Genomic DNA, 10,034 nt, shown 5'->3' with positions numbered 1-10,034 from the left:
CGTCGATTGTATTCTCCCGGGGGTAGAGCACTGCATGGATGATGGGGGCCCACAGCCTTACTGAGTCTAAGCAAACTCCGAATACCGGGAAGAACTGATCGGCAGACACACGGCGGGTGCTAACGTCCGTCGTGGAGAGGGAAACAACCCTGACCAACAGCTAAGGCCCCCAATTCATGGCTAAGTGGGAAAGCATGTGAGACTTCCAAAACAACCAGGAGGTTGGCTTAGAAGCAGCCATCCTTTAAAGATAGCGTAACAGCTCACTGGTCTAGTCAAGAGGTCTTGCGGCGAAGATGTAACGGGGCTCAAGCCATGAGCCGAAGCTTTGGATGCACAGTGATGTGCGTGGTAGCGGAGCGTTCTGTGATATAGAACGCTGCCTCCTTACTCCCCTCGGGGATATTGGAGGCAATGTTCTGACTGTGAAGCCGGGCCGTAAGGCATCCGGTGGAGTGATCAGAAGTGAGAATGTTGACATGAGTAGCGACAAACAGGGTGAGAGACCCTGTCGCCGAAAGTCCAAGGGTTCCTGCTTAAAGCTAATCTGAGCAGGGTAAGCCGGCCCCTAAGGCGAGGCCGAAAGGCGTAGTCGATGGGAACCAGGTTAATATTCCTGGGCCATGTGGTGGTGACGGATCTGAGCCGTTGTTCGATCTTATCGGATTGATCGGGCAGCCAACAGGTTCCTGGAAATAGCCCCACTATCGGACCGTACCCGAAACCGACACAGGTGGACTGGTAGAGAATACCAAGGCGCTTGAGAGAACCACGTTTAAGGAACTCGGCAAAATGCCTCCGTAAGTTCGCGAGAAGGAGGCCCGCTTCGTACGCAAGTATGGGGCGGGGGCACAAACTAGGGGGTGGCGACTGTTTACTTAAAACACAGGGCTGTGCGAAGCCGTAAGGCGACGTATACAGTCTGACGCCTGCCCGGTGCCGGAAGGTTAAAAGGAGGAGTGCAAGCTCCGAATTGAAGCCCCGGTAAACGGCGGCCGTAACTATAACGGTCCTAAGGTAGCGAAATTCCTTGTCGGGTAAGTTCCGACCTGCACGAATGGCGTAACGATCTCCCCGCTGTCTCAAACGTGGACTCAGCGAAATTGAACTGTGTGTCAAGATGCACACTACCCGCGGTTAGACGGAAAGACCCCATGAACCTTTACTATAGCTTCGCACTGGCATCAGGCATGTGATGTGCAGGATAGGTGGTAGGCTTTGAAACGGGGACGCCAGTCTCCGTGGAGCCATCCTTGAGATACCACCCTTCGCCTGCTTGATGTCTAACCGCGGTCCCTTATCGGGATCCGGGACCCTGCGTGGTGGGTAGTTTGACTGGGGCGGTCGCCTCCCAAAGTGTAACGGAGGCGCGCGAAGGTTGGCTCAGACCGGTCGGAAATCGGTCGTTGAGTGCAATGGCAGAAGCCAGCCTGACTGCAAGACTGACAAGTCGAGCAGAGACGAAAGTCGGCCATAGTGATCCGGTGGTCCCGAGTGGAAGGGCCATCGCTCAACGGATAAAAGGTACTCTGGGGATAACAGGCTGATGATGCCCAAGAGTCCATATCGACGGCATCGTTTGGCACCTCGATGTCGGCTCATCTCATCCTGGGGCTGGAGCAGGTCCCAAGGGTACGGCTGTTCGCCGTTTAAAGAGGTACGTGAGCTGGGTTTAGAACGTCGTGAGACAGTTCGGTCCCTATCTGCCGTGGGTGTAGGATACTTGAGAAGAGTTGCCCCTAGTACGAGAGGACCGGGGTGAACGGACCACTGGTGGACCAGTTATCGTGCCAACGGTAGTGCTGGGTAGCTATGTCCGGACAGGATAACCGCTGAAAGCATCTAAGCGGGAAGCCCCCTTCAAAACTAGGTATCCCTTGAGGGCCGTGGAAGACCACCACGTCGATAGGCTGGAGATGTAAGCGCGGCAACGCGTTCAGTTGACCAGTACTAATTGCCCGATTGGCTTGATTTGATCCGGTAGTAGCCAGACCTCTGGTAACCGATCAAACAGCATGCACAATACAAAGTGTACGACTTGAACTTCATCGCTTCTTCCTCGGTTTGGTGGTCATAGCACGAGCAAAACACCCGGCTCCATTCCGAACCCGGCCGTTAAGTGCCGTCGCGCCAATGGTACTGCGTCTTAAGACGTGGGAGAGTAGGTCACCGCCAAACCTAGAAAGAAGCGACGAAAAACTTCATCTCTCAAAAAACGATGACAAACAAAATCCCGATCGCAAACACTAAATGCCCTCGGGAACAAACGCGGGATCGAGCACCCCGCAAGCGAGACAAACTCTACTCGAGAGTTTGAAAAACGCGATCGCCGCGTCAGGCTCATAACCTGACAAAAGGCAAAAGCTCAACGGACGCGGGATGGAGCAGCCCGGTAGCTCGTCAGGCTCATAACCTGAAGGTCGTAGGTTCAAATCCTACTCCCGCAACCAAATCTTCTAAGTCATATCAACGCTTTAACCCCGCAGTTCGCGGGGCTTTTTGCGTTTCGAAAAACACCGTGGAAGCAATGTGGAAGCAAACAGGGCGCGTTCAAGAGTGTGGCCATGAAGCAACTCGGCCGATAGTGCCCTGCCGCGACACGGCGATACAGAGCGAACGACGCGCTTCGCTTTGTGATCTGGACGCATCCTGCTACGGTGCTTCTTTCCCTTCCAGCCGAAGGTTCCCGTATGCTCCAGAAAACCGTCTTCCCCATCAATCGCGTCCGTGTGCCCGTCAAGCGTGCCAAGACGCTCGACATTGCAAAGATGACCGAACTGGCCGAGAACATTCTCGAACACGGCCAACTTACTCCGATCAGGGTCCGCGCGGACGGGGAGAACTTTGTGCTGATCGAGGGCCTCCATCGGCTCGAGGCGCTGAAGGCGCTTGGCGAGAAAACGGTTGACGGCTACCTCGTCCATGCGCGCCTTCACTGAGCGCTGCAGTCAAAGCTACTGGCTGGAGGCGCGGGCGTCGCCGGACCCGACATCGACGCCGTCCCGCACGAGCCAAACGACCACGCTTCTGGCCTTCTGACGGTGAACGGCGCATGACCTTGACCTGCCCCCCGCGGGATCCCTCAACGTAGTGTAGAGTCTGCGCCAACTCTGAAGGAGCAGACGAATGCGAAAAAGCCGTTTCACCGAGGCGCAGATTATTGGGATGATCAAGGAGCAGGAGGCAGGCATGCCGACAGCTGATGTGTGCCGCAGGCATGGCCTCAGCCCGGCGACCTTTTACAAGTTCAAGGCCAAGTATGGTGGCATGGAGCTCTCCGAGGCAGCCAGGCTGAAGGCGCTCGAAGACGAAAACGCCAAGCTCAAACGTCTGTTGGCCGACACCATGCTCGACAACGTGGTTCTGAAGGATCTGCTGGGAAAGAACTGACGACATTGACCAGGCGGCGAGAGGCGGCGCTCAGGGCGATGCGGGATCATGACATCTCGCAGCGTCGGGCCTGCCAGCTTGTCGGTGTCGACCCCAAGACGGTCCGGCGCACACGCCCGCCGGACTGCCCCGAGATCCGCGAGGAGATGAAGGAGATCGCCGGGAAGCGGCGCCGGTTTGGCTATCGCCGGATCGGCATCCTGCTTGAGCGCAAGGGCATGACCATGAACCACAAGAAGCTGTATCGGCTCTATCGCGAGGAAGGGCTATCGGTGAAGCGACGGCGTGGACGCAAGCGGGCTCGCGGGTCACGCACGCCGATGCCTGCGGCGGCGCATCCCAATGCGCGCTGGTCGCTCGACTTCCTGGCGGACAGCTTCGGCGCCTCGCGCAAGTTCCGTATTTTGGCCGTGATCGACGATTGTTGCAGAGAGAACCTGTGCCTGGTCGCCGATACCAGTATATCGGGCAAGCGTGTTGCCCGTGAACTCGATGCGCTGGTGCGGATCTACGGAAAGCCTGCTTGCATTGTCAGCGACAACGGGACGGAGTTCACCAGCCGGGCCATCCTGAGATGGGCCGACCAGAACGCCATTCCCTGGCACTACATCGACCCCGGCAAGCCGCAGCAGAACGCGTTCATCGAGTCCTTCAACGGAAGCCTGCGCGACGAATTATTAAACGAGGAGATCTTCGACACACTGGACGATGCCCGGCGCAAGTTGGCGCTCTGGCGCTACGACTACAACGCCGTCAGACCGCACTCGTCTCTGGGAAACCAGACGCCGCTCGAAGCGCGCCGGACGCTTGAGCAATTTGAGGGCTCCGCGCCCGGCGCGCTTGCCCACAACAACCGATCCGACTACCAATCTCAAACCTGCAGACTCTCGTTATGAACGAGGGCCCCAAGGGGGGCAGGTCAGGGGGCAGGTCAGCAGCCCCAAGGCTCTGTAAACACTGTAGACCTTCCTGATGCTGACATCCCAACCCTCCCGGTCGAGAACGACGTAGACACGCCGATAACCATAGCGCACACGCGTCTCGAAGATCTCTTTGATCCGCCGATTCAGCTCTACCGGATCGATGCGGCGAGATTTGTAGTGGTAGCTTTAGCGGTCGAACCTCAGGGCCCCACATGCCCTGCGGATCGAGACCGCCCAGTCTGCGCACATCCCGCGAACCAGTTCACGTCTCCGTTCCGGCTTCAGAGTTTTCGCCGCACGACATGTCTCACAACATCTCACGGTCAAGTGTCAGATCCGCCACGATCCGCTTCAGTCGTGCATTCTCATCTTCAAGCTGCTTCAGCCGACGCATCTCATCAGGCAACAACCCGCCGTATTTCTTCTTCCAGGCGAAATAGGTCGACTGCCCGATCCCAGCCTTGCGACAAATCTCGGCAACTGATGTGCCTTCCTCGCCTTGCTTCAGAATGAACGCCTGTCTCGCGCTTCCGTGAACTTCGATGCTTTCATGCGTTTCCGCTCCTCTCTCAGCCAGGAAAGCTTAGCTGAAAACTCCAGTTTCAAACGGTCCAATTTTTAGGGGGCAGAGCAAAGTTGGGTCGGACTCTAATCGATGGTGGAGGAAAAATTCCGTGGCAGTTCACATGGTATGGCGGCTGCATCCGTTCTTCGGTGGGCGAACCTGCGGGGCAGGTTCCCAATGAAATTTGGCGGAGGTTCCAAATTGAGGACAGGGTTTTCAATCGGGTGCACCGCTTGCACCGGCGCGAAAAAAACGGTGGTGGAAAGCCTGACGAAGTCAGTCCTAGAGGAAATGCGCGGGGTCTAGGCGAATTTCACGCCGTTCAGCTATTCCAACGTGCCTTAGGGCGCGAGCGGCCATGCGAAGCTGCGCACCGATCCGACGGGCGCGAAAGCCAGAGGCCTGTTTGGTTATCGGCGTTGGGTTTCCTGAGTCTATCTGAGAGACGGTATTAAAAGGATTTGTAATGCCGTAATCCGCCGCGCGGTCTAGCTGCACGCCGCAAGCCGGCTCGACTTGAAAGCTTTTCAATTCATAGGCTTTGGAGATCAGCGCATCAGCGAGGGCGACCTCTTTGGACGCCCGCGCAAGAAGTTTCCGCGCCCCAGAAGGCGAAATTACGTAAGCAGCAGAGCCGCTCCTGTCTTGATAGAGGCGGAGTAGTTGGTGCTTGGACCCGATCGCGCGCCCAATCTTACTAACGATCTTCTTGCGCGTCCGTACCTCAAGGGTCACATGCTCAATGCCTTCGATCTCGTCAATCGCATTTAGGACACTGGGCGTCTGATAGGAAAGAAGCGCATCGTCTTCTAGTATGAGGGTGCTTTCATCCTGTGCCGCGGCAAATTTCCACGCTTCCACATGGCTTAAAAAGCATGCTTTCTCAGTGTCTTTTAGAGGGCGCTCCCAGCTTGACCATTCAAACGAATTCTCATAATTCATTACCATTTCTGGCGTGAATGCATCGATCCTCTGAAAAGGTATTTTCAGCCTGTTCAGCTGATCGGCCATAAATGACATGCGCGCGGTCGCTGTGCTCAAATTAATTACCAGGCAGTACATAGGCGTAAGCATGCTCCGAGCGATTGGTCTGGTTTGCTGTTAGCTCAATCTCGCCCTTTTGTCCATTGGGATTCCGGTTCAAATCGAAGATCTGATTGAAACGTTTCAGGATCCAACCTTTAGCGTATATAAGTTAACTCGATCGCGAGATCTTATTATTTTTGTCGGCAAGGGACCATAGGTCTTCGTAAACGATATTTATCGCATTCACTTCGGAAGTTACGCTAAATTTTCGCACGGCCCTTTTTCTGGCGGCTATCGATTTTTGATGGTATAAGTCTTTGTCTTTGAGAATCCTCACTAGAGCCTCTGCTGCAAGTTCGGCGCCCTCTATTGGTACAACCGCGCCACATGAGCCGGTCTCTGTATCATTTTCTCCCACGAACTCTTTGAAGTAGCCGGTCTCACTCAAAATCACTGGAAGTCCGGTAGCCATGGCTTCCAGAGGCGTCATCCCATATCCTTCATAACGGGGGAGTGCCACGAGCGCTCGGCATCCCTGCAATATCTGTTGCAACTTGTCGGGGTCTACTTCTCCCAAAAAAACAATCCGGTTTGAAAGCCCAGCTGCTTCAGCACGTTTCTTTATTTTTTCCTGGAATTTTTGGTGTTCGGGTCTCGCCGTTCCGACAACAATAGCGCAAGCTCCCGGCAGGTCCGGAAGCGCAGTAATCATAGCGTCGATAAAAAGGTCCGTGCCTTTCTCCGGACGCACGCGCCCCACCGTTATGATCCCATATTCCCCGGGAAGTTTCAGTTCTTTCCACTTGCGCTTATAGCCTTCTTCTTGGGCGGGTAAGAAGTGCTCCGTATCCACTCCATGAGGCACTACTGCAACCACATTAGGCACATATTTGGCGGCCTCTTCAGTTGTTGCAATTACCGCATCCATCCGTGAAATTAGCCAGCGTGGCCAAGCTGAATGGCGACGTTGTGCGGCTGAGGTGAAAACAATTCTTATTGGCAGGCGCAGGACATCTCGGGCCAATATAGCAAGTTGCATTTCAATGTTTCGCCGTGTGTGCCAAATTGAAAATTCACGTCCGGCAGGAGGCTCGCGGCATTCCCGGAGAGCGCGGAAAAAACCAATCGGTTTTGCGCATTTCGGCAATGCGTAACCAACAAGCGCTACATTCAGTAAATTTTGCTGCTGCCGTAACACCGCTGCCGCAGTTGAAGATACGCCTGTGAACCTTTTTTTGAAGTTCGTGACATATAGGCTAGCTGTCGTTTTTTTCATTTGGGCGCCCTGACATCAACACCGATACGTAAGCAGCTTGTGTGAGTGAGCTAATATTGGCAGGTGCCACACGGGCTTGGGTAGTATTTATTGCCAAATACGCTCTGTCTTCCTGCTTGACTAATCGAAGCTACTTTCCGCAGTTTTCAAGCACATCAATTACGGCGTGGTGGATGTGCCAGATTTTTCATCGCATCATCAAGGGGCGGTGCCCTCTCGATATCTTCTGAGATTTCGTTACAGAGCTTTCATCTTCCAGGTCGCAGGATTTCACTGACTTAGATCAGTCGGAAATTTGCTCTCGAAAATCTCGGTAGAGCGTCTTTGCCTGACGGTCTGCGCAGGCGCCGTCAAGCACCTCTCCCTTTGATTTCATGGACTTGCGCTTCCTATTTCGATGTCTGTAGGTTCGAAAGCTAGGGGGGTATCAGATGAATGTCGAGAGGCTGTCTCTGAAAATTGCCAAGCCTGCGCTTCACTAGTGGCTTGGTTGTAGTGTTTGCGCCGATCCTCCAGTTTTCCGCGGCCTCCGCAAGGCTCATGAAGGTTCCAATGTTGCGCCATTGGTCCGAGCGACAGTGGCGACGGGCGTTTAAACACTCGGCCCGCAGCTTGCTGTTGAAGGCCTCGATGAAGCCGTTGTCGGTTGGCTTTCCGGGCCGTGAGAAGCCCAAGGTGACCTGCCTGGCATGAGCCCAGAGATCGAGGTCGCGGCAGATGAACTCACGGCCCTCATCGACCCGTATCGTTCTTGGGTGGCCGAGCTTGCTACAAATCCGTTCAAGCGTATGAACGACATCTTCACCGCGATACCGAAACCGCACATCCGTCGCTGGACAGTAACGTGAATGACTGTCGACGATGGTCAGAAACCGCAGTTTCTTGGGTAACGCGAGCTGATCGTGAACGAACCGAAGGTCCGTGAAGCGAAATCCATCGCCCAAACACCATTCGCAGCGACAACTTCCTGGCGGTCATCGCGCAGCTTCGCTTTTTCCCGCTTGCTCTGCCTCCGGCACTCGCAACCCGGAGACGGTCAATCCTGACCATTCGCGTCACGACGCGGCGAGGCCAAAATCGCGCGGGGAGATTGCGATATCGGCGATCGTGTAGGCGTCCAGCGTCGTCAGGAACGCTGCGCGCGCCTCGGCCAAGGGCGCGATCAGGCGGCACGCGGCGGTAATCGTGCAGTCGCCGCCGCTGCGCATACATTCCACGAGGTCGAAATCCGTCTCCATGTGGCGCACGATCGTCCCCACGCCGATCTCCTGCGCTGGCCGGGCAAGTCCCAACCCGCCGGAGCGTCCGCGTTGCGCCACCAGAAAATCCCCCGGGTCAGCGCGTTGACGACTTTCATCATGGTGCTGCGTGGCGCGCGATAGGCTTCGACGAGTTGATCGATCGTGAAACGTCGGTCTTTCATCGAAGCGGCGTAGATCATCACGCGCAAGGCGAGGTCCGTGGTGTCGTTCAAGCGCATTCGCACTTCTCCTGATGCAGCCTCCTCAGCGACCCGTCTCGTACCACGAGTCCGGACAGAATGTCGCACGGGAAAAACATACCTGTGATTGGCATCTTAATGGCTGAGCAAATAGATGCGTCTTGTTGGTATGTTTATAGCCTAGGAGACAGGAATGGCAAAGCCGCTCTCAGAAGAAACACTCGCGATCATTGAAGCTACTGCGCCGGTCGTGGCGGAACACGTCGATCAGATCGTGCCCGTGATGTATCGGCGGCTGCTGGCCGCTCCCGAAATTCGCGCGCTCTTCAACATGTCGCATCAGCATGGCAACTCGCCGCAGCACAAGGCGCTCGCGGGCGCCCTGGTGGCCTATGCGACCCATATCCGGAACCCCGGCGTCCTCGCGGACGCCTTGGAGCGGATCGCGCAAAAACACGTGGGCCTGCAGATTCTCCCCGAGCATTATCCGCATGTCGGCGAAGCATTGCTCGGGGCTGTTGCGGAAGTGTTGGGAGACGCCGCCACGCCTGAAATTCTGAACGCCTGGGGCGAAGCCTACTGGTTCCTCGCCGATACGCTGATCGCCCGCGAGGAACAGATTTACGCCGGTGCGGAAGAGCAGGACGGCGGCTGGCGTGGCTGGCGGCGCTTCAGGGTCGGTGCGAAAGAGAAGGAAACCTCCGAGATCGCGTCCTTCACGCTCTATCCGGTTGACGGCATGCCGGTTCTCAAGCATCGCCCCGGCCAGTATCTGAGCTTCCGCTTCACCCCTGCGGAGGACGAGGAATATCGTCGCAACTACTCGATCTCCTCGGCGCCGGATGGCCAGTCCTACCGGATTACGGTCAAGCGCGAACCTGGCGGGCGGATCTCCAACTGGCTGCACGACACGGTCGAGGTCGGCGCCGAATTCGACGTGGCCGCGCCCGCCGGCGAATTCTTCCTCGATCCGAAGGGCAAGCAGGAAATCGTGCTTCTGTCGGGCGGGGTGGGTCTCACGCCCATGATCTCGATGCTCGAGAGCTACGGCGGCGGCGATCTGCGGATGGTCTATGTCCACGCCACCCGGAATGGTCAAACCCATGCGCTCAGCAATACGCCCCGTACAAAGGCACATGAAACCCATGTCTTCTACGAGGCGCCGGAAGAGACTGATGTTGCGAACGGTGTGCATTCCGGACGTGTCGATCCCAGCTGGCTGGTCCAGATCAGCGATGCCGAAAAGGCCGACTACTTCATCTGCGGCCCGACCGGGTTCATGCAGGAGATGGTCAAGGGCCTGAAGGCCGCCAATGTGCCGGACGCGCGGATCCACTACGAGTTCTTTGGCCCCGCAGCCGCCCAGATCGGCTGACAACGCGGCCCGGCGCTCTGAAGAACGAGCGTCGGGCA

6 protein-coding genes, 1 tRNA gene, 2 rRNA genes and 2 pseudogenes (1 of these 11 running past the window's edge) are annotated in these 10,034 nt (G+C 56.3%); 6 read left to right on the top strand and 5 right to left on the bottom strand.

The annotated features are described in order from the left end of the window. The 5 genes from BMG03_RS13155 to BMG03_RS13135 all read left to right on the top strand — a co-directional run. Nucleotides 1–1,975: ribosomal RNA gene (locus BMG03_RS13155) — 23S ribosomal RNA — on the top strand; it begins 858 nt to the left of the window's first position. Nucleotides 1,976–2,063: 88 nt separating this feature from the next. Continuing rightward, nucleotides 2,064–2,178, top strand: a 5S ribosomal RNA gene (gene rrf / locus BMG03_RS13150). 195 nt (nt 2,179–2,373) lie between these two features. Further along, a tRNA-Met gene (locus BMG03_RS13145) sits at nt 2,374–2,450 on the top strand. Nucleotides 2,451–2,690: 240 nt separating this feature from the next. Beyond that, nucleotides 2,691–2,939 carry a ParB N-terminal domain-containing protein gene (locus BMG03_RS13140; protein WP_075777696.1) on the top strand — a complete coding sequence of 83 codons (249 nt, stop codon included), beginning with the start codon at nt 2,691–2,693 and terminating at the stop codon, nt 2,937–2,939. A gap of 187 nt (nt 2,940–3,126) precedes the next feature. After that, nucleotides 3,127–4,286 (top strand): IS3 family transposase gene (locus BMG03_RS13135; protein WP_244270937.1). Its coding sequence is split into 2 segments (ribosomal slippage): nt 3,127–3,376 and nt 3,376–4,286, totalling 1,161 coding nucleotides; the frame shifts between segments, so codons are not numbered across the junction. Between the two features lie 39 nt (nt 4,287–4,325). On the opposite strand, the pseudogene BMG03_RS21035 reads toward BMG03_RS13135, so the two are convergent. The 5 genes and pseudogenes from BMG03_RS21035 to BMG03_RS21030 form a co-directional block, all read right to left on the bottom strand. Then, nucleotides 4,326–4,865 (bottom strand): annotated as a pseudogene (locus BMG03_RS21035) (transposase); the annotation flags it as partial. Nucleotides 4,866–5,160: 295 nt separating this feature from the next. After that, nucleotides 5,161–5,940 (bottom strand): glycosyltransferase family 25 protein, encoded by a 780-nt coding sequence (locus BMG03_RS13120; protein ID WP_075777076.1) that lies wholly within the window; start codon nt 5,938–5,940, stop codon nt 5,161–5,163. A 133-nt stretch (nt 5,941–6,073) separates the two neighbouring features. Beyond that, nucleotides 6,074–7,180, bottom strand: coding sequence for a glycosyltransferase family 4 protein (locus BMG03_RS13115; RefSeq protein WP_075777001.1), 1,107 nt, complete (start codon nt 7,178–7,180; stop codon nt 6,074–6,076). Between the two features lie 486 nt (nt 7,181–7,666). Continuing rightward, nucleotides 7,667–8,183, bottom strand: a pseudogene (locus BMG03_RS13110) (DDE-type integrase/transposase/recombinase); the annotation flags it as partial. A 52-nt stretch (nt 8,184–8,235) separates the two neighbouring features. Continuing rightward, nucleotides 8,236–8,499, bottom strand: a complete 264-nt coding sequence (locus tag BMG03_RS21030; RefSeq protein ID WP_244270952.1) for an Rrf2 family transcriptional regulator — start codon at nt 8,497–8,499, stop codon at nt 8,236–8,238. 315 nt (nt 8,500–8,814) lie between these two features. Between BMG03_RS21030 and hmpA the strand changes: the two genes are divergently transcribed. Further along, the gene (gene hmpA / locus BMG03_RS13100) at nt 8,815–9,996 is read left to right on the top strand and encodes an NO-inducible flavohemoprotein (RefSeq protein ID WP_075777004.1); all 1,182 of its coding nucleotides are present in this window, start codon (nt 8,815–8,817) and stop codon (nt 9,994–9,996) included. Nucleotides 9,997–10,034 lie beyond the last annotated feature (38 nt).

Source organism: Thioclava nitratireducens, from assembly GCF_001940525.2.
Lineage (GTDB): Bacteria > Pseudomonadota > Alphaproteobacteria > Rhodobacterales > Rhodobacteraceae > Thioclava > Thioclava nitratireducens.
Note: the sequence above shows the minus strand (reverse complement) of the source record. Positions and strands in the feature narration are given on the sequence as shown.

Excerpts from the sequence above, each read along its gene's own strand:
- BMG03_RS13140 (WP_075777696.1), top strand. The coding sequence starts at position 2,691 with ATGCTCCAGAAAACCGTCTTCCCCATCAATCGCGTCCGTGTGCCCGTC.
- BMG03_RS13120 (WP_075777076.1), bottom strand. The coding sequence starts at position 5,940 with ATGTACTGCCTGGTAATTAATTTGAGCACAGCGACCGCGCGCATGTCA.
- BMG03_RS13115 (WP_075777001.1), bottom strand. The coding sequence starts at position 7,180 with ATGAAAAAAACGACAGCTAGCCTATATGTCACGAACTTCAAAAAAAGG.
- hmpA (WP_075777004.1), top strand. The coding sequence starts at position 8,815 with ATGGCAAAGCCGCTCTCAGAAGAAACACTCGCGATCATTGAAGCTACT.